A 24,672-nucleotide genomic window follows, 5' to 3' on the forward strand; every position below is an offset into this window, starting at 1 on the left:
GATGGTTCGCTCCATGCCATTTCGCGGCGGGCGACCTCAGGCGCCCACGGCTCCGACTCGGCGTCAGCTGGCTTCCCAAGAAGGTTCGGCGTCGACATCCACCGGGGCCTCGATTCCCTTAACCCGCTCGGCGACGCGTTCCTCGGCTCTGCAGCGCCGTCAAGCCCTTACCACTGCCGGTAAGGCCGCTGTTGTGAATTCAGGATCCGTCACTGCTGGACGGGTTCGTAATCAGCAAGATCGCCCAGCACGCTCGAGTCAACAGCCCTCTTGGGTGAAAAAGTCGTCTCAGTCCACGTCAACACCTGTCAATCTCAGCCGCTCCTCCCTTCCTTGGACTGTTGAGGTTCACCCCCTAACGGATCAACAGCTCAACGATCAGCTTCAGTCTTACGAACATGAGGTGAAAGGGAGGTTTGATCGAATCGTTCCTGTGCTCAAACAGGTCTCGGTTCTGCAGCATGAACCTGATTTCATCACGCAGGCGCAACGACTGGCGCGGGCGGAACTCGGCTTTGATCTGCCTGATCACATCCTTGAACAGTCCTGGGTTCGTCCCTTGGACATGAGAGCACTGTTTGCTTGGTGCGTTTTTCAATCCCACCAGCAGTTCAGTGATCACTTCTTTCAGGAGGATCCTCTTCACGGCGCCGCTGGGAGTGCCAATTCAGAAGCATTTGAGGCTTTTCTGCTCGAGTGCGGATTCCATTTATTGGATGTTTCTCCCTGCGCAGACGGACGATTGGCTCACACCATTGCCTATGCACTGCGCATTCCCTTCAGTGCAGTGCGCCGGCGTTCCCATGCCGGTGCGATGTTCGATGTTGAAAACACCGTGAATCGGTGGGTCAAGACTGAGCATCGCCGCTTTCGTGAGCAGGTTCCCAATGAAGCGCATGCCGACACGCGTTATCTGAAAGTGGTGGCTTACCACTTCAGTTCCGTTGATCCTTTGCACCAAGGCTGTGCAGCCCACGGAAGCGATGATTCCCTGGCTGCATCTTCCGGACTTCGTCGCTTGCTTGATTTCAAAGAGGCCGTGGAAAACAGCTTCTGTTGCGGCGCATCCGTTGATCTGCTCCTGATCGGTCTTGATACCGATACGGATGCGATCCGTGTGCATGTTCCCGATCAGTCAGGCGAGATTCGACTTGATCAATGGCTGTGTGCCAAAGCCCTTTACGACAGCACGGTGTCCATGACACCGCAGCAGGCCCATGAAGCCGTTGAGGCTTCCGTGAAGACCCACGTGGCTTCAGCTCCCGCGGCTGGCATGGTGCGCTTTATCTCCCGTTTGCTGATGAACAACTTCTCCCAGCAGGACTATGTCCGCTCTCAGCATCGAGGACCTTATCCCGATGCGGGGCATGCCGAGCGATTCATCGGTGTTGGGATTGGTTTCAAGGAAGTTCATCTTCGTAATCTCACTTACTTTGCGCACCTGGACACGGTTGAACAGGGAGCCCCAGATCTGGATGTGGGAGTGAAAATTTTCAAGGGTTTGAATGTATCCCGCGACCTCCCTATCCCTGTTGTGGTGCGTTTCGATTATTCAGGAAAAGTTCCCGGTGCCCGCGACCGGGCGATTGCTGACTGCCATCGCATCCAATCGGCGATCCACGATCGCTATGCCCCTTTGGTGAGCCAGGGTTTGCTGCATACCCTGCTGACCGTTCGCGACCGCGATCAGCCCCATTCCGCTGTTGTGGTTGGTTCAACCCTTGATCCAGTTCAACAGGAGGCTCACTGATCATGTTGATCGTCAAGGTCATCAAGCCGCTCGTGTCCACCAATCGGATTCCGGATTTCGAGCACAAGCACCTTCAGGTCGTGCAAGACGGCAGTACAAAGAAAGTTGCGGTGGATGCGGTCGGTGCCAAACCAGGCGACTGGGTGATCTGCGTGAGCAGTTCGGCTGCCCGTGAAGCTGCAGGCAGCAAGTCTTATCCCAGCGATCTCACGATTGTGGGAATCATCGACCACTGGGAACCAGACCCTCCCAAGTCTCCGGCAACCCCGTCAGCTCCGACGACGCCATCGACGCCCGCACCACCATCAGCGTCTCCAGGGAATTCCTCGGGAGGTCAGAGCGCCTAATGGAAATCATGCAGGTGATGGGAACACTGGTGTGCAGTTTCCGCGTGGCGGGACTGGACCACATGCACCTGCGTGTTTTGCGCAATTCCAAGGGCAAGAAATTGGTGGCAGTGGATCCTGTGGGTGCCCGTGAGGGCAACTGGGTGTTCACCGCCAGTGGCTCCGCAGCCCGGCATGCCTGCCCGGATAACAAGGTTCTCACCGATCTCACGATCGGCGGCATTATCGATTTCTGGAATCCGGACGGATAGGGAGTCTTCCCTCTCTCCTCCGTTTCCGTTCCGCTTCCACACCGCGAATTCCATGGCTACCCCTTCTTCTTCCCCTCGTCGTCGCACCACTCGCAGCAGTGCTGCTGCGAACAAGACTGTTGATGTGAAGCCGGTGGCCGCCTCTGCCCCCGCTGCTGCCGCTCCCGCTTCAGCAGCTCCCGCTGCAAGCACCATTCCAGCGGCATCGTCTGGTTCATCATCCAGTGGGTCAGCGGCCTCCCGTTCTTCCGCTGGTCGTTCCTCGACAACGACCCGTCGCTCCACGACCAGCAACCGTGCAGCCGCTGGATCCGGCGGGAGAGGCAGCGTGGCGAAGCCTGGCCCGGCGTCTCCTGCTCCAGCGGCTCAGCCCGTGCGGGGAATCGCTTTGGGGATGATTGAAACGCGGGGCATGGTTCCTGCGATCGAAGCGGCTGATGCGATGACGAAGGCCGCTGAAGTCACCCTGATCAGTCGTGAGTACGTCGGGGGCGGCTATGTGACCGTGATGGTGCGTGGAGAAACCGGTGCAGTGAATGCCTCCGTTCGTGCGGGTGCTGACGCCTGTGAGCGTGTTGGAGATGGTCTGGTGGCTGCTCATATCATCGCCAGGCCTCACCAGGAAGTTGAACCCGCTCTGATTCCCACCCATGTGCGTCGACGGGGTTGAGCCGGGGGCCCACTCGCCAACATTTCAGGGTAGATTCCCCGGCCAACACGCCTTACGTAGATCGATACGATCTCGTTGCCTTTGACTTCAGCACTGACGCTGCCACTTCAGACCGCCTGGCTCATTCCCCTCTACGGGTTGGCCGGGATGCTCGTGTCACTTCCCTGGGCTTTCGGCTGGTTCCGTCGGGATGCCCACAAACCCCCTGCGTATCTCAACATCCTGTTGACGCTGATTGCGGTGGTCCACGGCAGCCTGGTACTCAGGGACGTGATGCTCACTGGGCCTGCCTTGATCCAGGTGCCCTGGCTCTCAGTTGCTGATCTCGATCTCGAAATCAGTTTTAGCCTTTCACTCACCAATGTCTCCGCGCTCGAGCTGATTACTGGCTTGAGCCTCTTGTCCCAGATTTATTCACTTGGATACATGGACAAAGAATGGGCTTTGGCTCGGTTCTTTGCGCTTCTTGGCTTTTTCGAAGGAGCCATGTCTGGTGTCGTCCTTAGTGACTCCCTCTTTCAGAGTTATTTCCTGTTGGAAATGTTGACTCTGTCGACCTATTTGCTGGTTGGTTTTTGGTACGCTCAGCCGCTGGTTGTGACTGCAGCACGTGATGCATTTCTAACCAAAAGAGTTGGAGATGTGCTGCTTTTGATGAGTGTTGTGGCGGTTACGGCATGGTCGGGTGTGACGAGCTTTGAGGACCTTTACACCTGGTCTGCTCAGAAGACACTCCTTCCCCTCTCAGCAACTCTCCTAGGACTGGGGCTGATTGCTGGCCCCACTGGAAAGTGTGCGCAATTCCCCATGCACCTTTGGTTGGATGAGGCAATGGAGGGTCCGAATCCAGCGTCCATTCTTCGTAATTCCGTGGTAGTGACCTGCGGAGCCATCGTTCTGCTGAAAGTGATGCCACTTCTCCAGAATGCTCCTGTCACTTTGGTTGTTCTCCAGGTCATTGGCGTGATCAGCGCGATTGGCGGTTCGCTGGTGTCGATTGCTCAGGTGGATATCAAGCGAACACTCTCGTATTCCACAACCGCCTACCTAGGGCTGGTTTTTATTGCCATTTCCCTTCAGGTTCCTGTCCTGGCATTGCTCCTTCTCTATGCCCATGCGGTGTCGAAAGCACTCCTTTCGATGAGCGTGGGGGGAGTGATTGCTTCGACCAATTGTCAAGACATCACCGAACTTGGTGGATTGGCCAGTCGTATGCCAGCGACAACAGGCTCATTTCTGATTGGAGGTGCTGGACTCGTTGGCCTTTTGCCTTTGGGCGGCTTTCTCTGCCTTGCTCAGGCAGTGGAGTTGATTGGCGCTCGGGGAGTGATTTTCGTGCCTGTTTTCCTGGCAACGAATGTTCTCACGGCTCTGAATCTCACCCGGGTGTTCAGACAGGTGTTTCTTGGTCAGTCGCTTGCAAAAACCAGGCGAGCTGCTGAGGTGAATTGGTTGATGGCGCTGCCCATGGTGGCGCTGTCTGTGATCGTGCTCTTAACCCCACTTCTGCTCATACGATTGGAATCTCTTGACGGGCTTTTGGCTTTCCCCTGGTGGGCTGCTGCGCTTGTGGTGATCAGTGGAATGGTCGGTCTTCTGGTTGGTGCCTTGATTCCGTTGAACAAGGCATGGTCTCGATCGCTCAACCCCCTGTTGCGTTGGTGCCAGGATTTGTTCGAAAACGACTTTTACACAGAACGCTTCTACAGGGTCACGATCGTGAATGTCGTGGCAAGTTTCGCGCGTTTGGCTGGCTGGTTTGATCGCAATGTTGTTGATGGAGTCCTTCACGGCCTGGCTAGGCTATCCCTCCAGTCAGCTGAAGGTCTCAAGCTGAGCATCAGTGGTCAGACGCAATCGTATGTACTCACCGTGATTGCGGCGATCGTGATTCTCTTGTCTTCTTTGAGTTGGATTTTGAACTAAGGCTGCCATGCTGACGATTCTTCTTTTAATTCCATTCCTCGGAGCGCTGGTGATCAGTGTTCTCCCGTCCGATGAGTCCGGGAGGAGCCGGTCTCTCGCGCTCCTCACCCTTGCTGTTCAGTGTGTTTATAGCTTTGCGTTATTGATTCCCTTCCAGGCATCAGAGACTGGTCAGCAGCTTGTTGACAGTGTGCCTTGGCTCCCAGTGGTCGGTCTTGATTTCAGCCTTGGTGTGGATGGACTGTCTTTACCCCTGGTGTTGATGAATGCGGTTCTCTGTTTGGTTGCCGCTTTGGCATCGCGTTCTGTAGAGAATCGTTCCAGGCTTTATTTTTCTTTGATTTTGGTGATCAGTGGTGCTGTTAATGGAGCGTTCCTGTCGCAAAATTTACTGCTGTTCTTTATCTTTTACGAGCTGGAATTGATTCCTTTGTGGCTCCTGATCGCTATCTGGGGAGGTGCGAATCGAGCCTATGCCTCAATCAAGTTTCTAATCATCACAGCTGTTTCAGGAGTCTTGATTCTTGGCGCTTTCCTGGGCATCGCCTTGGTCACAGGGACGGCAGATTTTGGCGTCAGCCCCATCCTTGCTGGCCAGATGAGCCTCGTGACGCAGCTCGTTCTGATGGGTGCGCTCTTGATCGGGTTTGGCATCAAGATCCCTCTGTTTCCTTTTCACACCTGGCTGCCTGACGCTCACACCGAGGCATCAACCCCTGTTTCTGTGTTGCTCGCAGGGGTCCTCCTCAAGTTGGGCACCTACGGCCTCCTGCGTTTCTGTCTGGGCCTCTTCCCCGAAGCTTGGTCGTATGCAGCTCCATGGCTCGCGGGCTGGGCAGCGATCTCGGTGTTGTACGGATCTCTCGCTGCGATTGCGCAAACAGATATGAAACGCATGGTGGCTTATAGCTCTGTTGGACACATGGGGTATGTGTTGCTTGCGGCCGCTGCAGCAACACCCATGGCCATCATGGGTGCTCTTTTCCAGATGGTGAGTCATGGCCTGATCTCTGCTGTGTTGTTTCTGGCGGTTGGGGTTGTTTATGAACGAACGGGAACTCGCGATCTCAATGTTCTTCGAGGGCTGTTGAACCCACAGAGAGGCTTGCCCCTTACAGGGACACTCATGATTATTGGCGTGATGGCCAGTGCGGGGATTCCTGGAATGGCAGGCTTCATCTCTGAGTTTTTGATCTTCAAGGGAAGCTTCGAGCCTTTCCCTCTGGCGACTCTGCTGTCGATGATTGGTTCTGGTCTCACTGCCGTTTACTTCCTTCTGCTCGTGAATCGCGCCTTCTTTGGGCGGCTTGCCACGTCTTCTGGCGCCACACCCAATCCGCCGATTCTCAGTAAGGTTTCCCTCGGGCAGCAGATCCCTGGTCTGTCGATGTCCGTGCTGATTCTTATCCTTGGTCTGGCCCCCCATCTCCTTGTGGGACTGAGCCAGGCAGCCACCACCCAGCTCAGCGAACTTGCCGCGCTGGTCCCTTCTGGAGGACTCGCATGACCACCACAGTTCAGCCGTTGCTCCAAAATGCGGCCCAGGGCCTTCCTGAGCAGGATGAGCTCGTTCGCCGTCTGTTGTCCGACAGTCCTCTTCTTGCTGACACCTCAGATCACTTGCTGCAGGTGGTCAATGTGCTGGAGAGTTATGGCCTTGTTCTTGATGCTTATAGTCGCAATCTGATTCACCAGGGAAAGACTCAGCTTCTGAATCCTTTCCCTGTGATGCGTTTTTTCCACGAAGGTTTTTCTGTTGAGCGTCTTTGGGAGCATCTTCTTGGAGACCGCATTAATTTTGAATACGCTGAATATTGCCAAAAAGCAATGTTTTGGCACGGCACCGGTGGAATGGATGCCTATTTCGATACGGATGAATTTGAGAATGCCTGTCAACAGGTGATTCGTTTGCGCAGTCGTCGCGATCCTCTGCTGCGACTTGTGAATGCTCTTTATCCAGGATTCGCGCCAGAAGCGATCCGTTCAATGACAACGATTTATGCCCTTGGCCTGTTCTGGCGGGTCATGAGTGATGTGTTTATTGATCTTGCCCGTCGCTATCGAATCGGCGAAGTGGCCTGTGTTCTCGATGTTGTGCATCACATCCGCGATGGACTTGTTGCTGCAGCCGGAAACCCAATCACCTATGAAGTGACTCTAGGGACAGAATCTGTGTGGCTTCTACCTCCAAAGGCAGGGCTGACGTTCCTTGTGGATGTGGCAGTCCCTTACGTGGAGGCTGTTTTTTTTCGTGGCATGCCTTTTCTTGGAACGGTTTCCTACAACGCACAAGCGCGTCAGATTTCCCCTGATCAAAGTCAATTTAAATACGGCGCCTTGTACGCCGACCCCGTTCCCAGCATGGGTGCTGGCATTCCGCCAAGCCTTTGCATGCATGACATGTTCCGCAATCTTCCTGACGAGCTGAGTTCCTGGTACGAGTCGCACGGCCGCTCCGATGCTGACGTGCATGTGCAGATCTGTGTGAGTTTTCAGAAATCCATGTTCTGCGTCACGAACGCAGCCATAGCAGGCACCATGCCCCATCCTCTGGATAGTGAAGATCCCAGTCACCAGGAGGCGAACAGGGCCTATGCAGAGGCCTGGGCCGGTCGTTTGATGGGATGCCAGCGAGGGGCTCTCCTTTAGCTTTCTCCCAGTTGGTTTGATACTGGGATGGATCAGTGGAGCGAGCGTCAGCGTCCGGTTTGTTTGGAGAAGCGCTTCGAGTTTTCAACCTACGGCGACACAAGGGATTTTCTTGATCGGCTTGGTCGTTTGAGTGAAGCTCAAGATCGTTTCCCCGATCTCAGTTTCGGCAAAACCTATGTGAACGTAACTCTGCGTCCTGCGAGTGACGATGTTGATACAGCATTGACAGCTGATGACCATGCATTCGCCCAACGCATCGATGAGCTCATTGATTGATCTCGCAGCTTCTTTTGAGTCTTCCGGTGTCGCCGATGTGCTGCAGGGTCTTGACGAGGAGTTGATTGGTCTACGTCCGGTTAAGACCCGCATTCGTGAGATCGCTGCACTTTTGCTTGTTGATCAGGCTCGACGTCAACTCGACCTTGTGAGCACTGCCCCCAGTCTGCACATGTCCTTCACTGGGCAGCCGGGCACTGGCAAAACAACGGTGGCTCTTCGCATGTCATTGATCCTGCATCGTTTGGGTTATCTCAGGAAAGGGCATGTCGTGACTGTCACGCGTGATGATTTGGTGGGGCAATACGTTGGTCATACAGCGCCTAAAACAAAAGAGATGATCAAGAGAGCCCATGGAGGTGTTCTTTTTATTGACGAGGCTTATTACCTTTACAAGCCTGGCAATGAGCGGGATTATGGGGGTGAAGCGATTGAAATTCTCTTGCAGGAGATGGAGTCCCAGCGCAATGATTTTGTGGTGATTTTTGCTGGCTATAAAGATAAAATGGATGAGTTTTATTTATCCAATCCCGGTTTGTCGTCCCGTGTAGCGCACCATATTGATTTTCCGGACTACACCGAGTCTGAGTTGCTGCAAATCACTACCTTGCTGCTTCATCAGCAGAACTATGAATTCAGTGCTGATGCCGTCGATGCCTTTCGGGCTTACATCAGCAGGCGTCGTCAGCTGCCTTTTTTCGCGAATGCCCGTTCCATGCGCAACGCAGTGGATCGCCTACGCCTGAGGCAAGCCAATCGCCTCTTCTCGCAGATGCACACCCCTGTTCAACGGACGGACCTTGTCACGATTGAAGCTGGCGATGTTTTGTCCAGCCGTGTTTTTCAGGGCGTGGTGGAGGGAGCGGATCCCTCCATTCCCCTCACGGAGTCGCCCACGTTGTCTTGAGGAGCCCAGTCAGGTGGTGCTGGCCTGCTCGAGATCACGCCTGATTAATGCCATGAGGTACGAAGGCGCCTTGTAGCGGCCTGGAAGGCAGCGGTTGAGGGTCTCAAGGTGTCCCCAACACACCGTCCTCTCGATCTCTTTCACTTCGCGCCCTTCCTTCAGGAGTCTTCGTAAAGCCTTGCAGTACAAGGGGTAACCCGCTTCCAGTTCGCCGATGGTCAGCTTGGCCTGGGGCATGAGGGTTGCTCGGGTGCAACCCTCAACCTATGAAACCGTCGGTCAGCTGTTGGGCCCAAGGCCGGCGAGGTGAAGCACCAATTGGCTGCCGTGCGCCTTGGCGATCGCTTCGATGGTTGCAATCGGATCCTGCAACCAGCGAGCCACCTGCAGCATGGCCTTGAGGTCGAGGGGTTGCGCCATCGACGGGTCGCTCGTACCGCTCAACCGGCATAACGTCATCCGCTCAACGCCTTGTTCCTCCAGCCAGAGTCGCAGTGGGATGCTCAGTTGACGGTTGCAGGCTTCGATCCAGAGATCCCAGTCAGCTCCAACGTCCTCCCCTTGCTCGAGAGGAATCTGCAGGCTGATTTGCAGGCTTTCACTGGGATCGAGCAGGGTGACGCTGGCTCGGTGGGGGGTGAGTGCTGAATACAGACGCTGCCAGCCGTGATCCACAAGTGATCGGGTCGCTTCCTCGCGCGCTTGCAGCCAAGGGATCAAACGCTCAGGCGCTTGTGGATCGGCTTGTTCTGATGGATGCAGTAAGGCGTCCATAGTCGGTCTGGATCGATGTCGATCGACTTAAGGAACGCCCACAGCTGTCGGCCGTTCGCTCCGACACTTCATGGGGAGATCCGCATCGGTCGGGGCGTGATGCCGTTCAGCCCACGTAGGCAATGCAATCGATCTCAACCCGTGATCCCTTCGGCAATGCAGCCACCTGAACGCAGGCTCTGGCAGGACTCACTCCCTCGCCGAAGCATTCGCCATAGATCGCATTCACCGCTTGAAAATCGTTCAGATCCACCAGGTAAACCGTTGTGCGCACCACCCGCGATGGTGAGGTGCCGGCTGCTTGTAGGACAGCTTCAAGATTTTTCAGCACCTGGCGCGTTTCCGCTTCCACATCGCCCCCGCCCACCATCTCGCCGGTAGCGGGGTCGAGAGGAATCTGCCCAGAGCAATAAAGCCAACCATTGGCTTGCACGGCTTGGTTGTAGGGACCCACTGGAGCCGGAGCCTGGTCGGTGATCACGGCCTGAAGCGGCGCTGCGGACATGGTCGAGCTTCACAATGAAATGGCATCTTCGCGTTTCGTGCCGATGGGGGCGTTGCCCGTCCAGATCGATGGCCTCTGGCATCGCTACAACGAATCCGCTGATGATTGGACTCTGCAGGGGATTGATCTCAAGCTTCACAACGGAGAGTTGGTGGGCTTGTTGGGGCCATCCGGTTGTGGCAAGACCACCTTGTTGCGGCTGATCGCCGGTTTTGAGACCCCGACCCGAGGGGCTGTGCGCCTCCACGGCCGCGAGGTGGCGACCCCTGGGCGATCCCTGGCGCCAGAGCGGCGCGGTGTGGGCATGGTGTTTCAGGACTATGCCTTGTTCCCGCATCTCAATGCCTGGGAGAACACCTGCTTTGGCCTACGCCGTGGTCAGGACACCAGCCGGGCCAGCTGGCTTCTGGAATTGCTCGGCCTCGAGCGGCTTCAGCAGCGCTATCCCCATGAGCTGTCAGGAGGACAGCGACAGCGCCTGGCCTTGGCACGGGCTCTGGCACCAGCCCCATCGGTGGTGCTCCTTGATGAGCCTTTCTCCAACCTTGATGTGGAGGTGAGGTTGCGCCTGCGCAGTGAACTTCCAGCCGTTCTCAGTGCTTGTGGTGCCAGCGGAGTGCTGGTGACCCATGACCCCGAAGAGGCGCTGGCGATCTGTCATCGCGTGGCTGTTCTGCGCGATGGGTCGTTGCATCAGTGCGCCAGCCCAAGAGACCTTGTGGAATCACCGGCCACTCCCTTCGTTGGTCGCTTTGTGTTGCAGAGCAATGTGCTGCCGGTTTGGGCTGAGACCTCAGCGGGTTGTCTGCGCTGCCCTCTCGGTGATCTGGACGATCCCGAAGGATTTCGTGAGGGGGCGCTGCCCTCCGATGCCACCGTTCTCGTTGCGCCGGAAGCGATTGGATTGCACCCTGATCCTTCCGGTGAGGACTGCGTGATGGGACGGGAATTCCTCGGCCATGGCTGGCTTTACAGAGTGCAGAGCGGTGAGCGTCAGCTTCGCCTTCTCAGACCTCTCTCCGACGACTACGAACGGGGACTGCGCTGTCGGTTGCAGCTTCAAGAGGGGGTGACCGTGCTGCTGCACCCGCAACGCAAGGTGCTCAGAAGCCTTTCCAATCGTCTTTGAGCTGGCGTAATCGACCGAGTTCAGCCGCAGATTGTGCGCGAAGAAAGAGGTTCGACCGATGCTCCTCCGCAAGCGTGCTCGGAATCGTGAGTTTGTGTTGCGTTCTCAGCGCAATGACGTCTTCGAGTCGTGCCTTGATCGCTCGGTCTTCAGGTTTCAGTGCATGGGCCCAGCGGAGATTGCCCTCGGTGTACTCGTGGGCGCAGTACACACGCGTGGACTCAGGCAGGGTGGCGAGTGTCTGCAAGGCCCGATGCATGTCGTCGGGTGTGCCCTCAAACAGGCGTCCGCATCCCCCACTGAACAGGGTGTCGCCGCAGAAGAGCGCAGGAGGGTGTCCGCCTGGCGAACAGCCCTCCGGAAGGAAAAAGGCGAGATGAGCACTGGTGTGCGCACGCACGTCGATGACGTCTACAGGCACACCAAGCAGTGTGAAGCGTGTGCCGGCAGCCACCGGTTGGGTCTGGAAAGGGATCCTGCCTCGATCCTGTCCTGAGGCGATCACCGCGGCGTCGGGCCATTGACGAAGAAGGTCGGGCGTGCCGCCGATGTGATCGGCGTGATGGTGGGTTTGGAGCACGGCGATCAGTGTCAGTCCCTTCTGCTGAAGTGCCTCGATCACTGGCTCGGCAACAGCGGGATCCACCACCACCGCTTCGGATCCACAAGACCAAATCCAGATGATGTTGTCCTGCAGGACAGGCAAAGGCGCGATCGCTCCCCTCTCCAGCTTCAGGCTCATCGTTAAAGTCCAATGGATTGCTCACGTCCATGATCACCGTTGCACTGGCCAAGGGCGCGCTGTTGCGGGAATCCGTTGAGCGCTTCCAAGCAGCCGGTCTGGATTTTTCAGCGGTGCTTGATCCGGATAACCGTCAATTGATGGTTCCCTCCACCTGCGGACGGGCCCGGGCTCTGCTCGTGCGCAATGGAGATGTGCCTGTGTACGTGGCTTACGGACAAGCCCAGCTTGGAATCGTCGGCTACGACGTGCTGCGTGAACATCAAATGCCCGTGGCCCATCTCGTGGATCTGGGTTTCGGAGGCTGCAGGATGTCTGTGGCTGTGAAGAACACCAGCGGTTACACCAGAGCCACTGATCTCCCTCCGCACTGCAGGGTGGCCAGCAAGTTCACCCGTTGTGCTCGCCAGTATTTCGATTCCATCGATCTTCCTGTGGAACTGGTGCATCTCACCGGTTCTGTGGAGCTCGGACCGATCACGGGAATCGCTGAAGCCATTGTCGACCTCGTGGCCACCGGTCGCACCCTGCGTGACAACGGTTTGGTGGCCATCGAGGATCTTTTTCATACGACGGCTCGCCTTGTCGGCCATCCGCTTGCTCTGCGACTGGATCAAGGCGAGCTTCAAAGCATCATCGATGTGATGCAGCGCTCGCCGCATGATGCGGTGGGTGTGAACTGATGGCGGGATCAGATCTGCAGCGAATCCGCCGTTTGGGGCGGTATCTGGGTCGTGATCGTCGCCGTCTCCTGCTGACGCTGACGTTATTGGTTCCTTTGGCATTGGCTGGAGCGATCCAGCCTCTCCTTGTGGGTCAGGCCATTTCAGTCCTGCGCAGTGTGGCCGGAGCCACGAATGAGTCGGTTCTTCCTGCTCTTCAAAGCCTCGACAGCACGATGGCTATCCGCCTGATCATCGGCACCCTGTTTTTGTCTGTTCTGCTGCGTTTGGCTCTGCAGGGATATCAATCATTCAATATTCAAACCGTGGGGCAGCGCCTGACGGCGCGGATCCGGCGTGATTTGTTTGCTCATGCCATGGATCTGTCGCTCCGGTTCCATGACCGCATGCCCGTGGGCAAGCTTCTCACCAGGCTGACCAGTGATGTGGACGCTCTGGCTGAAGTGTTTGGCAGTGGAGCTGTGGGTGTGCTCGGCGATCTGGTGTCCCTCACGGTGATTGCTATCTCCATGCTGCTGATTGAGTGGCGCCTCGGCTTGCTTCTGCTCGTGACGCAAGTTCCGGTCACTCTGTTCATCCTCTGGCTGCAGCGTCGCTATCGGAAAGCGAATTACAGGGTGCGAGAAGAGCTTTCACAGCTTAATGCTGAGTTTCAGGAAAATCTTCAGGGATTGGAAGTGGTTCAGATGTACAGGCGGGAAGCCTTTAACGGTGCCCGGTTTGAGACCACTGGTCTGGCTTACCGAAGGGCCGTGAATGGAACGATCTTCTACGACAGCAGCATTTCCGCATTTCTGGAATGGGTGTCGCTCGGTGCCGTCGCGATCGTTCTGGCACTGGGTGGATGGATGGTGACAGCAGGAGCGATGGGATTAGGCACGCTCACCACATTCATCCTCTATTCACAGCGTCTGTTTGATCCTCTTCGCCAGATGGCGGAACGATTCACGCAGATCCAGGGTGGGCTGACGGCGGTGGAGCGCATTGGTGAGTTGCTCGAGGAGCCCCTCGAGATCCAGACGCAACCCATGACTGCAGCTGGTGCGCAGCCCTCCACCCCCACCCAACCCCTTCAACTCATCCGGGCGCCGCGGGGGGAAGTGGTGTTCGAAAACGTTCATTTCGCCTATCGCTCTGATGAGCCGATCATCGAAGACCTCAGTTTCCGGATTGCACCGGGCGAGCATGTGGCGTTGGTCGGTCCGACCGGTTCCGGGAAGACCACCGTGATCCGGTTGCTCTGCCGCCTATACGAGCCTCAACAGGGGAGAATCCTTCTCGATGGTCAAGACATCCGCACCTTGTCGCTGTCCGAGTTGCGCCATCAGCTCGGTGTGGTTCTTCAAGACACATTCCTCTTCAGCGGCAGCATCGCCGACAATCTGCGCCTCGATCAGGTCATCAACGAGCAGAAGCTGGAAGAGATTTGCAGGGATCTCGGTCTCGGTGGCCTCCTTAATCGTCTGCCGGAGGGACTCGACACTGAACTGCGGGAACGGGGAGGAAATCTCAGTTCGGGAGAGAGGCAGCTGTTGGCTGTTGCCCGGGTGGCCATTCGCAATCCAACCGTTTTGGTGATGGATGAAGCCACTGCGTTTCTCGACCCTTCCACAGAAGCCACGTTGCAACGGGATCTGGATCGGCTGCTGGAACGACGCACAGCTGTGGTGATTGCGCATCGTTTGGCCACCGTGGAGGCCGCAGATCGAATTCTGGTGCTACGTCGTGGTCGCCTGGTAGAGCAGGGAAGCCATCTCCAGCTTCGGGCTCAGGGTGGCTTGTACGCCGAACTGGCTGAACTTCAGGAGCGTGGTTTGGCCAGGCTCTGAGCAATCAGCCAAGTTTCGATCTCGGTGCACAACGTGTCTGGTTGCTCCTGCATCGGCAGATGCCCGCAGTTGGCGATTTCTCGGTACTCGTGAGCGGGGCTGTATCCGGCCAGGTGGCGGACATACCCAGGTTCCATGACCTGGTCGCGCTCCCCACTGATCCAGAGGCTGTTCACGGATAGCTGAGTCACCATCTCCGGCAGCTGGCGTACAGCGGCTCTGCTGGTGCTGTTCACAAGAAGGCCACGGGCCGCGCGACCCTCGGCACGCACTGGACCCAAGTGACCGAGAGGGGGAGGAAGCCTTTGCAGGACCTCCGGTCGCAGGTCGACCACGCGCCGGCCGATCGCGCGCAGTTGCCGGAACGGTTTGGGCTGATAAATGCCTCCTCCGGCTGCAACACAAACCAGACCCTGCAAGCCTGGGGTGGCATCCCTGCGCAGTTCCGCTTCCGCGTGCAGCACAACGCTTCCTCCGAGGGAATGACCCATGAGGATGAAGGGCCGACCTCCTGCGCGCTCCAGTGCCTGTGCAGCCAACCAGCGTCCGTAGGCAGCCAGAGTTGGCAGAAGAGCCTTAGGGCGGCTCCGCTCTCCGAAGCCCGGCAGGTCAGGGCACCACAAGCTGACAGGGATTCCTCTCTGTTCCCAGCTCTGCACAAAGGGTTCCCAAACCCGTCGGCTCAGCATCCAGCCATGCACGGCGATCAGGAGGGGAGCGTCGTTCATCACAGCATCAGAGGCCCGACCAGCCTGCCGTGTTCTCGGCCTATGGTGCGACAAGATCACTCCAACGAAGCACTGGCAGGTGATCAGCGGTTCCTCCCTCACACCAGAACTCCTGCAGGCCATGTACGGCGAGCAGGCCCAGCTGTGCACGTCCCCCAATGAGCAGCTCACTCTGGTGTTCAGTCATCACCGGGCTTTCGATTTGGTGGAGCTGGAACAGCTGCTGGAGGCGGTGGGTTGGAGCCGTCGGCCGGTGCGCAGAGTTCGCAAGGCCCTGGATCACAGCCTTCTGCGGGTTGGTCTTTGGCGGCATGACGCGCGCATTCCCCGGTTGGTTGGTTTTGCGCGCTGCACCGGCGATGGGGTGCTCGAGGCCACGATCTGGGATGTGGCCGTGCATCCCCTCTATCAGGGGGCAGGTCTCGGCAAGCAGCTCATGGATTACATCCTTAGTTGTTTACGTGCTTTAGGGACTGAGCGCGCCACTTTGTTCGCTGATCCGGGGGTCTTGCCGTTTTACCAACGGCTGGGGTGGGACTTAGAGCCCGGCGGCCATCGTTGCGGCTTCTGGTACGCCAACTAAGACGCGTAGTACTCGCGGGCCAGTGTTTCCAGGGCAACACCCTGCTTCCATCGGCGCTTGAGCTTGAAGTTCTGCAAACTGCGCTGAAGCACACCACAACGGTCCCAGCGACGCCCGTCGGTGGTCAAAGGGAGACGCACAGGGCGAAGGGTGCCGACGGCACTCAGTCGTTCCACAAGGTCGAGGTCTTCCATCAACGGGACAGGCGCGAATCCCCCGCAGCTCTCATAAAGAGTCTGGTGAATGAGAAGTCCCTGGTCTCCGTAAGGCCTTTGCAGCCATCGGCTGCGCAGGGCGACCGCCTGGGCCAGGAAGTGCCGCATCGGGGTTCCAGGGTGGATGTGGAGATCGAAATACCAGGCGGATGCCGCTGCCTGCGGTGCGAGAAGAATCGAGCGGATGCGTTTGGTCCAGGTCTTCGGCAGCCGACTGTCGGCATGGAGAAACAGCAACCAGGGTCCGGACGCCCGCCGGGCGCCTGCCGCAAGTTGACGCCCTCGACCGGCAGGCTCCACGGTGATCACCTGGGCTCCGCTAAGCCGGGCGATCACCGGGCTGCCATCGATGCTGCCCCCATCGGCGATCACCAGTTCGTGTTCGTTGCTTCCTCGCTGAAGATCCGCCAGCAACAACGGCAATCTCTCACTCTCATTCAGGCAAGGAATCACCACACTCAGCGATGGGATGGCCAGGGTCATGCCAGCCAATCCTGCAGGTCGTTGACTGTATCGATGTCATTGCGCCAACTCAGCAGCTCAGGTGTGATTCCCCGATGCCGCGCCCTTTCAACGGTCAGTCTGCAGACCGCATCCGTTCCCCAGGGGATGGAGTGAAAGGCCCAGTGAGGATCCTCCTCTGCAGCGAGCCCCAGAAGCCAGTAACCCCCGTCATGGGACGGTCCCAGCACCAAGGGAGAACACGTCAGTTTGTCGATGGCGATCAGAAGGTCCTGCTGATGAAGGTCGGGCAGATCGGTGCCGATCAGGATCACCGGAGAGGCGGGTCGGCCGCTCCGCGCTCTGAGCACTTCGTGACAGAGACGGTTGCCCAAGCCACCACGACTCTGGGCGTTGATGGACACGCCCGGTTGCGGAGCCATCCAACGCCGACAGGCTTTTGGGCCCGCTCCGCTTACAGCGATGCGCGCCTCCAGAACCCCGCCCTGAGCAAGGCTCGCGGCCACGGCCACCGTATGACTGATCAAACGGCTCTGAATCCTTGCGGCGGAATCATCCCCAAGGGTTTGGGCCAGTCGGCGCTTGCAGCGCCCGCTGGCAGGCCAGCGGGTCATCACGACCAGCGTGGGCAGGCCAGCGGCATCACCCTCAAGGCTCATTGCTGTCGAGGGAGTTCTTCGGGTGTGACGTTGAGCGTGAGGCGTTCTCCGTCTCTCTCCACCACGATTGGCATCGCCTCCCCGACGCGACCACGGTCGACAGCCAGCTGGACCTGCGATGGGTCCTGAACCTCAGTGCCGTTCACGTCGCGGATCAGATCGCAGGGCTTGATTCCCGCTTCCGCAGCGGGGCTGTTCTCCACAACTTCGATCACAAGCACGCCGTTGAGTTCAGGCACCTTGCACAGATCGATGGTGGCATTGATCTCTTTGGCAAGCTGAGGCGTGAGGCTCTGCAGCCTCACGCCGATAAAGGGATGGGACGCCTGACCCGTGCTGATGATCTGCTGAGCGATCCTTTTGGCGAGATTGATCGGAATCGCGAAGCTCAATCCAGCACCTGGTGCCTGCCTGATGGCCGTGTTGATGCCGATCACCTGGCCTGAGGCATTGATCAGCGGACCACCGCTGTTGCCGGGATTCACGGCTGCATCGGTCTGGATGTAAGGGACCCGCTGTCCCTCCCCCACTGCATTGGTGCGGTCCACCGCACTGATGATTCCTGCCGTCACCGTGTTGTTCAGTCCAAGGGGGTTGCCAATGGCAATCGCCCACTCTCCAGGCTTGAGGTCGTTGGAATTGCCCAGTGGCGCCACGGGGAGTTTGTCGGCCACAACGCGCACCACCGCAACATCCGTCAGCGGATCTCCGCCGAGAACCCGCCCACTGAAACTGCGGCCATCGGGAAGGGTGACCGACACCTGATCAGCACCTTCTACCACGTGGGCGTTGGTGAAGATCAATCCGTCTGAGCGGGTGATGAAGCCGGATCCCTGACCAGCCTGCTTCTGGATGGGTGCCCGGCCCCCGAATAGATTCCCGAGCGGGCTGGCGACCCGTTTGAGGGTGTCGATGCGGACCACAGCGGGGCCCACACGGTCCACCGCTTCCACGATCACGTTGTTTCCGGGTTTCAGCGGTGCTGAACGCGGCCCGTCACTCACCTCCGGGAGCGGTTCGGCCACAGGTTGCTTCTCAATGCCGATGCGCTGGCGCCAGGCCCCGTCGCAACTGCTGATGCCGAAGCTCAGAAGGCCAAGACTCAGCGCGGTCAGGATTGACGTGCGGGAACGCTTGATGGCGGAAGCCATGAAGAGAGGGTTGTGCTCAGTGCCTCATTAAAGACGGATTGCCCGACCGGAGGTGCGTAGATTCAGCTGCGCAAAGCCGGAGGGGTGTGGAGCTGACGGGAAGTGAACTTTGGAGCAAGGTTCAGCAGACCCTTCAGAGCAACCTCAGCAAGCCCACGTTCGAGACCTGGATCAGGCCTGCGCAGTGCAGCGCCTTCACCGGCGGAACGCTGACCCTTCTGGCGCCCAACAGCTTCGCGTGCAACTGGCTGCGCAAGAACTACGCGGGCACGATCGCTGATGTTGCTGGAGAGATTCTCGGGCGTTCCGTGGTGGTGATGGTGGAGGCCCGGGACGTGGAGCCCCGTGCCGAGGCCCCAAACCCACGGACGCCTGCAGAGGCTGCAGAGTCAGCGCCGCCGGCCTCCATGCCCGAGGCAGTGACGACGGCTCCAAAGGCCTTGCGCCGTCTCCCCGGCCTGAACTTGCGCTACGTGTTCAATCGATTCGTGGTGGGGCCGAACAGCCGGATGGCCCATGCTGCAGCTCTGGCCGTGGCGGAGGCACCGGGTCGCGAATTCAATCCGCTGTTCATCTGCGGAGGTGTGGGCCTTGGTAAGACCCATTTGATGCAAGCCATCGGCCATTACAGGCTTGAAATCGATCCTGAGGCACGGGTCTTCTACGTCTCCACCGAAACCTTCACGAATGATCTGATCGTTGCGATCCGTCGAGACGGAATGCAGGCCTTCCGTGATCGCTATCGCGCTGCTGATTTGATTTTAGTCGATGACATCCAGTTCATTGAGGGCAAGGAATACACGCAGGAAGAGTTCTTTCACACCTTCAATGCGCTCCATGAAGCGGGGCGTCAGATTGTGATTGCCAGTGACCGTCCCCCCAGTCAAATTCCCAGGCTTCAAGAGCGTTTGATCTCGCGATTCTCCATGGGGTTGATTGCCGACATCCAGGCACCAGACCTGGAAACGCGCATGGCCATCCTGCAGAAGAAGGCAGAGCAGGAGCGTGTGGCATTGCCCAGAGACCTCATTCAGTACATCTCGGGACGGTTCACATCCAACATCCGCGAGCTGGAAGGTGCACTCACCAGGGCCGTCGCTTTTGCGTCCATTACCGGCATGCCGATGACGGTTGAATCGGTTGCTCCGATGCTTGATCCCAGTGGTCAGGGCGTGGAGGTGACCCCGCAACAGGTGATCGACAAAGTCTCTGAAGTGTTCGGAGTCAGTGTTGATGACATGCGCAGCAGCAGTCGCCGCCGGGCTGTCAGTAAGGCCCGGCAGGTGGGCATGTTTCTGATGCGACAAGGAACAGGGCTCAGCCTTCCCCGGATTGGTGACACCTTCGGGGGCAAAGATCACACCACGGTGATGTATGCCATCGAACAGATCGAAAAGAAACTATCGAGTGACCCGCAACTGGCCAGTCAGGTGCAGAAGGTGAAGGATCTTCTGCAAATTGATTCTCGCCGCAAGCGTTAGTGATCGAGACCGCGCCAACCGGCGAGATGGCGAGCGGCTTCCGACCGGGCCAGGCATCGCGCTGCCGGCAAGGCTGGCCCCAAGCGGGCGGAACTGAAAGGAGGCAGGGGCCTGGTGCGCAACCAATGTCCCCAACGGAACTCGTGGTATGGAATCAGGGGCTGTGGTTTGATCACTCCTTCTTTCTTCAGTTTCCAAACCAGGCTTCGGTAGGGGTCATCCTGAAGGCCGAGCAGGCTATGGGGAAGTTCTGCAGCCGGTAACGGCCCATGGCCACGACCGTCAAACAGGTAGAGCCAGCCCCGTGCTTGCAGAGCTTCAAGCGCTGCCTCCCTGGATTCACTTTCAAGCTCTGCAATCACATAGCCGAAGGAGGTGACGGATCGGTCCAGTTCGAGAAGAGCCCGCAGCCTGTGGTGGCGATCCACCATCCAGAGCTGCCCCAGGCGGTTGCGGACGAGCGGTACCGGTTTGCCGCGGAGATAACGGCGTCTGTCTTTTGTGCTTTCGCTCTGGAAATCCTGCTGTCTGCTCCACACTTCGGACAGCCCGACGCACATCTGTGTGGGCTGGAGATCATTAACCCTTACCTCGAAGAGTTCGTGGTCGCTGCCGTGATCAGGAATGGAGTCGTATTGAGAACGTTGCAGCACTCCTCCTCCTCCTGTCGCTAAAGCAGCTTATTCGCAGGATTGGCTTAGTTGGCGTTGAGGATATCGAGCTGCACAACGCCCACCACTTGTGGAATCGGATTGGGCCCAAAAGGAATCGCTGCCAGCGTGAAGGTATAGAGGTCTGCCGGAGGGTTGGTTCCCGCCTTGAAGGCAACGGTCACTGTGTTGCCTGGGGAAACAGGTTCTTCGAATTGAACGTTGATGCTGCGAGCCTGATTGCTGAACTCGGCAACAGCGGGAATGGTTCGGCCTTCTCGCCGCGGCGTGCCAATGAATGCTTTCACCGGGACAGCCCCGTACGAAAAGGCAGGCTGAACGCCCCGGATTTGTTCAAGACTGATGCCGCCAAGTCCAGCGTCGGCTCCTTGGGGAAACTCAAGAACCACGTAGTAGATCGCACGGCCCTCAAAGGCGTACCACTGGTAGTTCACCAGTCGGGCTTTGGTCGGCACTGCCACGAAGCTGGTCTGGCCATTCACCTCTAACGATCGCGCGGGCAGCGGCGCCAGCATCAGCGAGGTCGCCAGAACGGAGGGGATCAGTCGCATCGATGATCAGCGCTCGGTTCGCCTGAGATGGGGGGCAAACAGCACTTCGGTGGGGCTGGAGCTGCCCTGCCAGTCTCCAAGTTCTCGCATGAGAGCGAGGCAGTCGTCGCGCTTTCCTTCCTTCGCGAGTTCTTTGAGACGCTGCTTCATGTCGTCTTTGGTGACGATCATGACCAGTTCGCGGCGCTGATCAGCCTGCAGAGGAAAGCTGTCCGGTGGCTGGACTCTGCGAAAACGCTTCGAGCTCATGGTGGCTAGGGCAAATATGAAACAACCCTGGCTTGGGTCTTACTCAGACCATAATCAAGCCTTTACGTGAATGCCGTATTCCGGCGCACATCCCATTGTTTGGATCGAAGCGGCCGCCTCATCAGAATGATTGAGTTCAGGGTGGGCTGATGGACCAAGCTTTTGATCTCGTGGTGATCGGCGCCGGCTCCGGTGGTCTCGCTGCCGCCAAACGGGCCTCGGCCCATGGTGCGCGTGTCGCGCTTGTCGAAGGCGACAAGGTTGGCGGGACTTGCGTGATCCGTGGGTGTGTGCCGAAGAAATTGCTTGTCTACGGCTCTCAGGTATCAGAACACCTGGCCGATGCACCGAGCTATGGCGTCGATGTCCCTGCGGCGACGATCAACACCGCTGTGCTTCTGCAAGCGGTGCGGGCTGAGGTGGATCGCCTAAATGCTCTGCACATCAGCCTCCTCGAGAAAGCGGGCGTCACCCTGGTCCGCGGCTGGGGTCGTTTTGACGATGATCACCGCATTGCGGTGTCCTCCAAACCCGGAGGTGATGTCGAGCACTGTCTGAAGGCCGACCGCGTTCTCATCGCTGTGGGAGGACGTCCCCATCGCCCCTCGATCCCAGGTGCAGAGCTGGGCTGGGTGAGTGACGACATGTTCTTGCTGGAACGCTTCCCTGAGCATGTGGTGGTGGTGGGTGCCGGCTTCATTGCTTGCGAGTTCGCCTGCATCCTCCGGGGACTCGGCATTGCCGTGACCCAGCTGGTGCGGCGCGATGGTGTCCTGCGTGGTTTCGATCGGGAACTCGCGGCCGCTGTGCAGGAGGGCATGGTGGAGAAGGGTGTGGACCTGCGTTGTTCCACGAGTCCTGCTGCCATCGAGGGCTCGCCCGGCGATCTGGTTGTTGTAACGGATCAAGGAGAGCGAATCCCCGCCGGAGGAGTGCTGCTGGCGACCGGGCGGCAGCCTTTCCTGCAGGGATTGAATCTTGAAGCCGCAGGCCTCTCAAGTGAGGACAGGAAGCTTGCGGTGGACGCTGACCAGCGCACCACTGTTCCTCATATCTTCGCGGTGGGAGATGTGACCGATCGCATCTGCCTCACCCCGGTGGCCGTGGATGAGGGCCGAGCGTTTGCCGACACCGAATTTGGCGGCCGGCCGCGCCAGGTGAATCACGACCTTGTTGCGAGTGCTGTGTTCAGTCAGCCCGAGCTGGCCACTGTCGGCCTTTCTGAAGAAGCCGCGTTCAGCCGATTGGGCGCCGATGCCGTGGTGATCCACAGGGCACGGTTCCGCTCCATGGCCCAGGCACTGCCCAAGCGTGGTCCGCGCACCCTGCTCAAGCTGGTCGTTGAGGCGCGCACCGACAAGGTGCTGGGCTGTCACATGGTGGGAGAGCACGCCGCTGAAGTCGTTCAGATGGCAGCGATTGCCGTTGGGATGGGTGCCACCAAAGCCGACTTTGATCGCACCATGGCTCTCCATCCCACCGTGTCAGAGGAATTCGTCACCATGGCCTGATCCTCGGGCCAAGCGCTGTCAAGGTTCAGCGCCACTGCGGGGCTTAAGAAGACCCACTAATTTGCGCGCAGTGCGTTGGATCGAGCAGTGCTGACACTTGAGGCTCTGCGTCGTGGAGGGGTGCTGATCGTGCCCCTGATGCTGGTCTCCATCGCTGTTGTTTCGATTGGGGTGGAGCGTCTTCGCTTCTGGTGGCAATGGGGCCGCGGCGATCGTGTCAGCCCTGAACTTGCTCTGCCTGAACTGGATCAACTCAAGCCATCGCAAGCGTCACTGCGTCAGCAGTTGCTTCAGGAGCGCCTCGAGCGCCAGCTTTGCCGATGGGATGGACTTCTTGAACTTTGCATGGTTCTCGGGCCTCTTCTGGGGTTGTTGGCCACCGTGATCGGCTTGATGCAGTTGCTGCAAGCGCTCGGCCCCGGACTCACCCTGCCGTCGCAGGGGGGAGACCTGATCGCCGGCTATGGCCAGGTGCTCGTCGGCACGGTTCTTGGTCTTTCCATTGCGGCTCTGGCCCTCTTGGTGCAACGCCTGAACCGCCTTCGCGCCCAAGTGGTTCTGGATGCCTTTTCCGATCGTTGTCTGGAGCGCCGTTCCGGCCAGATCTGATGCCCCTCGTTCTTTCGTTCAGCGTTGTTGTGTTGACGCTAACGACGTTCCTCGCATCCCTTCCGTTGCTTGTCGATCAACCCTCCACATCGAGGCCAAGCGAGTGGTCTGGGACCACTGCACCGACGCGTTGGTTGGTGGTCCGATCCCTTGGAGGCAGTTGGTACCTCAATGGACAACCCATGTCAGCTGCCGTGCTCAGTCGGCAGCTTGATCAGCGTGACGACCGGCCGGATGAGCTTGTGCTGCTTCCTTCCAGCGCCTTGCCTGCAGCGGCCGTTGCCGCCGACCTTGCCTGGCTCAGGCGCCAGTCATCGATCCCGGTGCGTTTGCAGGGTGATGCGGAGGTGATGACCCCATGACCCTTCCTCTCGCTCAGCGTCGCGCTCTCGGCTACTCGGTGGCCTCTCTTTGCCTCACCCTTGGGGCGACAGCCATGCTGTTGCTCCCCCAGTGGCACCAACAGCGGCCGGCGAGCGACGGTGTGATCGTGATCCATCTCGCTGCCGATGGTGGTCTGCGTCTTTGGAATCAACCGATTGAGCGATCGATGATCCCGGCACTGCTCGCTCGCCTCAATCGTCTTGATCCGGACACGCGCATCCGCGTGTCCCTGGCTCCTCAGGTTCCCTGGGGAGTGGTGCAGGACCTGATTCCGTTCTTCGATTCCAGCTCTCTCGATGTGGATCTTCAACTCCCTGCGGCGGCGCGCTCCTGAGACCCTCTCTTTGGTGGCCCTGCCGGTGGCGATCGCAATCGCCGGACATGCCGCTGTGATTGGAACCAGCACCGTGCTGGCGACTCGGACGTCGGAGAACCCCACGCCTCCCAGAGTTGTGGACAATTCCCGTGAGTTGGTGCGCTTGAGCCGGCGCGTGGCCCAGAGCCGCTCCTTGGCCGCGGTTGGCCTGAATCTGAGCGACACCTTGCCGCCGCCACCTGCTCCCACTCTTCTCGATGACCCGTCCAAGGGGACGAAGGATCCAGATTGCTCAATCGACAACGATGCCGATCGGGCCGAGAAGCCGAATCGCCCCGATGGGCAAGAAGAGGCCGAAGGCTCAAGCCGAGTGGCGTTGTTACCACCCCTGGAGATTGAGCGAATTAGCTCCTTGTGGGAGACAGCAGATCCCGTGGAGAGCTGGCCTGAGGCGTTGGGTGCGTTTCCCGAAGACTCCGAAGTGCGGGAGGTGCCGCTGAAGGCCTTTCGCCCTCGCACCACGAAGCAGTTGAACGCGCTTGTGATCACATCGGCAGACACGCAGTTCCTGCTTCGCGCCAGAGATGAGTCCGTCTGGATCGTCCGCCGTTCGTTAATTGAGTAGCAATTCCTACTTGAGAATGGTGTTAAGACCCGTAAG

The 24,672-nt window shown here is 58.5% G+C and carries 30 protein-coding genes; 19 read left to right on the forward strand and 11 right to left on the reverse strand.

Features of this window, described 5'->3' with window-relative positions:
- Position 1: 1 nt before the first annotated feature.
- The 9 genes from SynBMKMC1_RS03840 (at position 2) to cbbX (ending at position 8,779) form a co-directional block, all read left to right on the forward strand.
- Positions 2–1,750: a carboxysome shell carbonic anhydrase gene (locus tag SynBMKMC1_RS03840; RefSeq protein ID WP_186472765.1), complete on the forward strand. Its 1,749-nt coding sequence runs from the start codon at positions 2–4 to the stop codon at positions 1,748–1,750.
- A 2-nt stretch (positions 1,751–1,752) separates the two neighbouring features.
- Positions 1,753–2,097, forward strand: coding sequence for a carboxysome peptide A (locus SynBMKMC1_RS03845; RefSeq protein WP_186472766.1), 345 nt, complete (start codon positions 1,753–1,755; stop codon positions 2,095–2,097).
- Entirely contained in the window at positions 2,097–2,348 is a 252-nt protein-coding gene (locus tag SynBMKMC1_RS03850) for a carboxysome peptide B (RefSeq protein WP_011932592.1), read from the forward strand. Before SynBMKMC1_RS03845 ends, SynBMKMC1_RS03850 begins: the two co-directional genes overlap by 1 nt.
- A 52-nt stretch (positions 2,349–2,400) precedes the next feature.
- Positions 2,401–3,018, forward strand: coding sequence for a BMC domain-containing protein (locus SynBMKMC1_RS14785; RefSeq protein WP_304623077.1), 618 nt, complete (start codon positions 2,401–2,403; stop codon positions 3,016–3,018).
- Positions 3,019–3,099: 81 nt separating this feature from the next.
- Positions 3,100–4,944: an NAD(P)H-quinone oxidoreductase subunit F gene (locus SynBMKMC1_RS03860; protein ID WP_186473311.1), complete on the forward strand. Its 1,845-nt coding sequence runs from the start codon at positions 3,100–3,102 to the stop codon at positions 4,942–4,944.
- Between the two features lie 7 nt (positions 4,945–4,951).
- The gene (locus tag SynBMKMC1_RS03865) at positions 4,952–6,451 is read left to right on the forward strand and encodes an NADH-quinone oxidoreductase subunit M (RefSeq protein ID WP_186472767.1); all 1,500 of its coding nucleotides are present in this window, start codon (positions 4,952–4,954) and stop codon (positions 6,449–6,451) included.
- Positions 6,448–7,593, forward strand: a complete 1,146-nt coding sequence (locus SynBMKMC1_RS03870; protein WP_186472768.1) for a CO2 hydration protein — start codon at positions 6,448–6,450, stop codon at positions 7,591–7,593. The genes SynBMKMC1_RS03865 and SynBMKMC1_RS03870 overlap by 4 nt, the downstream gene beginning before the upstream one ends.
- 27 nt (positions 7,594–7,620) lie before the next feature.
- Positions 7,621–7,872: a 4a-hydroxytetrahydrobiopterin dehydratase gene (locus SynBMKMC1_RS03875; RefSeq protein ID WP_186472769.1), complete on the forward strand. Its 252-nt coding sequence runs from the start codon at positions 7,621–7,623 to the stop codon at positions 7,870–7,872.
- Positions 7,856–8,779, forward strand: a complete 924-nt coding sequence (gene cbbX / locus SynBMKMC1_RS03880) for a CbbX protein (protein ID WP_186473312.1) — start codon at positions 7,856–7,858, stop codon at positions 8,777–8,779. Before SynBMKMC1_RS03875 ends, cbbX begins: the two co-directional genes overlap by 17 nt.
- 9 nt (positions 8,780–8,788) lie before the next feature.
- On the opposite strand, the gene SynBMKMC1_RS03885 is transcribed toward cbbX, so the two are convergent.
- The 3 genes from SynBMKMC1_RS03885 to SynBMKMC1_RS03895 form a co-directional block, all read right to left on the reverse strand.
- Positions 8,789–9,016: a DUF3136 domain-containing protein gene (locus SynBMKMC1_RS03885; RefSeq protein WP_186472770.1), complete on the reverse strand. Its 228-nt coding sequence runs from the start codon at positions 9,014–9,016 to the stop codon at positions 8,789–8,791.
- Positions 9,017–9,058: 42 nt separating this feature from the next.
- Entirely contained in the window at positions 9,059–9,553 is a 495-nt protein-coding gene (locus SynBMKMC1_RS03890; protein WP_186472771.1) for a hypothetical protein, read from the reverse strand.
- Between the two features lie 106 nt (positions 9,554–9,659).
- Positions 9,660–10,058 (reverse strand): RidA family protein, encoded by a 399-nt coding sequence (locus SynBMKMC1_RS03895; RefSeq protein WP_186472772.1) that lies wholly within the window; start codon positions 10,056–10,058, stop codon positions 9,660–9,662.
- On the opposite strand from SynBMKMC1_RS03895, the gene SynBMKMC1_RS03900 reads away from it, so the two are divergent.
- Positions 10,057–11,187 carry an ABC transporter ATP-binding protein gene (locus SynBMKMC1_RS03900; RefSeq protein ID WP_186472773.1) on the forward strand — a complete coding sequence of 377 codons (1,131 nt, stop codon included), beginning with the start codon at positions 10,057–10,059 and terminating at the stop codon, positions 11,185–11,187. The genes SynBMKMC1_RS03895 and SynBMKMC1_RS03900 overlap by 2 nt on opposite strands.
- On the opposite strand, the gene gloB is transcribed toward SynBMKMC1_RS03900, so the two are convergent.
- The gene (gene gloB / locus SynBMKMC1_RS03905; protein WP_186472774.1) at positions 11,162–11,929 is read right to left on the reverse strand and encodes a hydroxyacylglutathione hydrolase; all 768 of its coding nucleotides are present in this window, start codon (positions 11,927–11,929) and stop codon (positions 11,162–11,164) included. The genes SynBMKMC1_RS03900 and gloB overlap by 26 nt on opposite strands.
- Positions 11,930–11,958: 29 nt before the next feature.
- Between gloB and hisG the strand changes: the two genes are divergently transcribed.
- Both hisG and SynBMKMC1_RS03915 read left to right on the forward strand, forming a co-directional pair.
- Positions 11,959–12,612 carry an ATP phosphoribosyltransferase gene (hisG, locus tag SynBMKMC1_RS03910; protein ID WP_011932604.1) on the forward strand — a complete coding sequence of 218 codons (654 nt, stop codon included), beginning with the start codon at positions 11,959–11,961 and terminating at the stop codon, positions 12,610–12,612.
- Positions 12,612–14,441 (forward strand): ABC transporter ATP-binding protein, encoded by a 1,830-nt coding sequence (locus tag SynBMKMC1_RS03915; protein ID WP_186472775.1) that lies wholly within the window; start codon positions 12,612–12,614, stop codon positions 14,439–14,441. Before hisG ends, SynBMKMC1_RS03915 begins: the two co-directional genes overlap by 1 nt.
- Here the strand turns inward: SynBMKMC1_RS03915 and SynBMKMC1_RS03920 are convergent.
- Positions 14,414–15,169 (reverse strand): alpha/beta fold hydrolase, encoded by a 756-nt coding sequence (locus tag SynBMKMC1_RS03920; RefSeq protein WP_186472776.1) that lies wholly within the window; start codon positions 15,167–15,169, stop codon positions 14,414–14,416. The two genes, SynBMKMC1_RS03915 and SynBMKMC1_RS03920, sit on opposite strands and share 28 nt — an antisense overlap.
- 79 nt (positions 15,170–15,248) lie before the next feature.
- Between SynBMKMC1_RS03920 and SynBMKMC1_RS03925 the strand changes: the two genes are divergently transcribed.
- Positions 15,249–15,752: a GNAT family N-acetyltransferase gene (locus SynBMKMC1_RS03925; RefSeq protein ID WP_186472777.1), complete on the forward strand. Its 504-nt coding sequence runs from the start codon at positions 15,249–15,251 to the stop codon at positions 15,750–15,752.
- On the opposite strand, the gene SynBMKMC1_RS03930 is transcribed toward SynBMKMC1_RS03925, so the two are convergent.
- Genes SynBMKMC1_RS03930 through SynBMKMC1_RS03940 form a run of 3 tightly spaced genes read right to left on the reverse strand, consistent with a single transcriptional unit; the run spans position 15,749 to position 18,239 of the window.
- A complete protein-coding gene (locus SynBMKMC1_RS03930; RefSeq protein ID WP_186472778.1) occupies positions 15,749–16,450 on the reverse strand; it encodes a TIGR04283 family arsenosugar biosynthesis glycosyltransferase in 702 nt (233 codons plus the stop codon). The two genes, SynBMKMC1_RS03925 and SynBMKMC1_RS03930, sit on opposite strands and share 4 nt — an antisense overlap.
- A complete protein-coding gene (locus SynBMKMC1_RS03935; protein WP_186472779.1) occupies positions 16,447–17,088 on the reverse strand; it encodes a TIGR04282 family arsenosugar biosynthesis glycosyltransferase in 642 nt (213 codons plus the stop codon). The genes SynBMKMC1_RS03930 and SynBMKMC1_RS03935 overlap by 4 nt, the downstream gene beginning before the upstream one ends.
- Positions 17,085–18,239 (reverse strand): trypsin-like peptidase domain-containing protein, encoded by a 1,155-nt coding sequence (locus SynBMKMC1_RS03940; protein WP_186472780.1) that lies wholly within the window; start codon positions 18,237–18,239, stop codon positions 17,085–17,087. The genes SynBMKMC1_RS03935 and SynBMKMC1_RS03940 overlap by 4 nt, the downstream gene beginning before the upstream one ends.
- An 86-nt stretch (positions 18,240–18,325) precedes the next feature.
- On the opposite strand from SynBMKMC1_RS03940, the gene dnaA reads away from it, so the two are divergent.
- Positions 18,326–19,720, forward strand: coding sequence for a chromosomal replication initiator protein DnaA (gene dnaA / locus SynBMKMC1_RS03945; RefSeq protein WP_186472781.1), 1,395 nt, complete (start codon positions 18,326–18,328; stop codon positions 19,718–19,720).
- Here dnaA and SynBMKMC1_RS03950 read toward each other — a convergent pair.
- Genes SynBMKMC1_RS03950 through SynBMKMC1_RS03960 form a run of 3 tightly spaced genes read right to left on the reverse strand, consistent with a single transcriptional unit; the run spans position 19,717 to position 21,191 of the window.
- Entirely contained in the window at positions 19,717–20,373 is a 657-nt protein-coding gene (locus tag SynBMKMC1_RS03950) for a ParB-like protein (protein WP_304623078.1), read from the reverse strand. The genes dnaA and SynBMKMC1_RS03950 overlap by 4 nt on opposite strands.
- Positions 20,374–20,417: 44 nt before the next feature.
- The gene (locus SynBMKMC1_RS03955; protein ID WP_186472782.1) at positions 20,418–20,942 is read right to left on the reverse strand and encodes a DUF2808 domain-containing protein; all 525 of its coding nucleotides are present in this window, start codon (positions 20,940–20,942) and stop codon (positions 20,418–20,420) included.
- Positions 20,943–20,948: 6 nt separating this feature from the next.
- Positions 20,949–21,191: a hypothetical protein gene (locus tag SynBMKMC1_RS03960; RefSeq protein WP_186472783.1), complete on the reverse strand. Its 243-nt coding sequence runs from the start codon at positions 21,189–21,191 to the stop codon at positions 20,949–20,951.
- A gap of 149 nt (positions 21,192–21,340) precedes the next feature.
- Here SynBMKMC1_RS03960 and gorA point away from each other — a divergent pair, with 149 nt between their 5' ends.
- From gorA to SynBMKMC1_RS03985, 5 genes are all read left to right on the forward strand, one after another.
- The gene (gorA, locus tag SynBMKMC1_RS03965; RefSeq protein ID WP_186472784.1) at positions 21,341–22,702 is read left to right on the forward strand and encodes a glutathione-disulfide reductase; all 1,362 of its coding nucleotides are present in this window, start codon (positions 21,341–21,343) and stop codon (positions 22,700–22,702) included.
- 87 nt (positions 22,703–22,789) lie between these two features.
- On the forward strand, positions 22,790–23,311 hold the full coding sequence (locus SynBMKMC1_RS03970) for a MotA/TolQ/ExbB proton channel family protein (RefSeq protein ID WP_186472785.1): 522 nt from the start codon (positions 22,790–22,792) through the stop codon (positions 23,309–23,311).
- On the forward strand, positions 23,311–23,673 hold the full coding sequence (locus SynBMKMC1_RS03975; RefSeq protein WP_186472786.1) for a hypothetical protein: 363 nt from the start codon (positions 23,311–23,313) through the stop codon (positions 23,671–23,673). Before SynBMKMC1_RS03970 ends, SynBMKMC1_RS03975 begins: the two co-directional genes overlap by 1 nt.
- Positions 23,670–24,029 carry a hypothetical protein gene (locus tag SynBMKMC1_RS03980; protein ID WP_186472787.1) on the forward strand — a complete coding sequence of 120 codons (360 nt, stop codon included), beginning with the start codon at positions 23,670–23,672 and terminating at the stop codon, positions 24,027–24,029. The genes SynBMKMC1_RS03975 and SynBMKMC1_RS03980 overlap by 4 nt, the downstream gene beginning before the upstream one ends.
- Positions 23,992–24,636 (forward strand): hypothetical protein, encoded by a 645-nt coding sequence (locus tag SynBMKMC1_RS03985; protein WP_186472788.1) that lies wholly within the window; start codon positions 23,992–23,994, stop codon positions 24,634–24,636. Before SynBMKMC1_RS03980 ends, SynBMKMC1_RS03985 begins: the two co-directional genes overlap by 38 nt.
- Positions 24,637–24,672: the final 36 nt, after the last annotated feature.

It is taken from the genome of Synechococcus sp. BMK-MC-1, from assembly GCF_014279955.1.
Taxonomy (GTDB): Bacteria; Cyanobacteriota; Cyanobacteriia; order PCC-6307; family Cyanobiaceae; genus Synechococcus_C.